1 protein-coding gene is annotated in these 1,300 nt (G+C 45.8%); it reads left to right on the top strand.

Translation table 11 applies throughout. The features are described 5' to 3' along the window. On the top strand, positions 1–1,300 hold a 1,300-nt coding region (locus A3729_RS08125), incomplete at both ends, for a DNA topoisomerase (protein ID WP_197475683.1).

Raw genomic sequence — 1,300 nt, 5'->3', positions numbered from 1 at the left:
CGCGTGGTCGTGTTATGAAGTTCGACGGTTTCTTGAAAGTGTTGCCGTCGAATAGCAAGAAAGACGATGATGTCATCCTTCCTGATCTTCAGGTTGGCGATGAACTATCTTTAGATAAACTGGATCCCAAGCAGCATTTTACCAAACCGACTGCGCGCTATTCAGAAGCCGCTTTGGTTAAGGAATTGGAAAAAAGAGGGATCGGTCGCCCTTCAACTTACGCAGCGATTATTTCAACGATCCAGGATCGTGGCTATGTGAAGCTTGAAAACAAGCGTTTCTACGCCGAGAAGATGGGGGATATTGTTACCGATCGTTTGGTTGAATCTTTCTCTGAGCTGATGGACTACAGTTTTACCGCTCAGATGGAAGAACAACTGGATGATGTTGCTCAAGATGAAAAGGACTGGAAAGCGGTTCTTAATGATTTCTACGACCATTTCACAACTCAACTAGACCAAGCACAGTCGCTTGATGGTGGTATGCGTGAAAATGATCCAACCGAGACAGATATTCCTTGCCCTAGTTGTGGTCGTCATATGCAGGTTCGTACGGGTAGTACGGGCGTGTTTTTGGGCTGTTCAGGTTACTCCTTGCCGCCAAAAGAGCGTTGTAAATCGACGATCAATCTTGTACCGGGTGATGAAATCGCCAGTGCAGATGATGAGGAAGGCGAGTCAAAACTTTTGCGTAAGAAGCGCCGTTGTTCAATTTGTTCAACCGCCATGGACAGTTATCTGATCGATGAGCAACGTAAGCTACACGTTTGTGGTAACAACCCGGACTGTTCTGGGTATGAAGTTGAAGAGGGTGAGTTTAAGATCAAGGGCTATGATGGCCCTGTATTAGAGTGTGATAAGTGTTCATCAGAAATGCAGCTTCGCACCGGCCGCTTTNGTAAGTACTTTGGTTGTACCAATGAAGAGTGTAAAAATACTCGTAAGTTATTGCGAAATGGTGAAGCCGCGCCACCGAAGATGGACCCAGTGCCGATGCCTGAATTAACTTGTGAGAAGGTTGAAGATACTTACATCTTACGAGATGGGGCTGCGGGATTATTCCTCGCGGCAAGTAAGTTCCCGAAGAATCGTGAAACTCGTGCTCCCTTAGTGAGTGAACTGCTGCCTCATAAAGATGAAATTGATACTAAGTATGAATTTCTTTTCTCAGCGCCGGTGAAAGATAATAAGGGCAATCCGTCGATTGTCCGTTTTAGCCGCAAGACGAAAGAGCAGTATGTGATGTCTGAAGAAAAAGTCGAAGAGAAGGTTAAAGCTACTGGCTGGTCGGCTCATTACCA

The sequence above is a fragment of the Oleiphilus sp. HI0043 genome (assembly GCF_001634935.1).
This window is presented reverse-complemented; position numbering and strand designations above follow the sequence as displayed.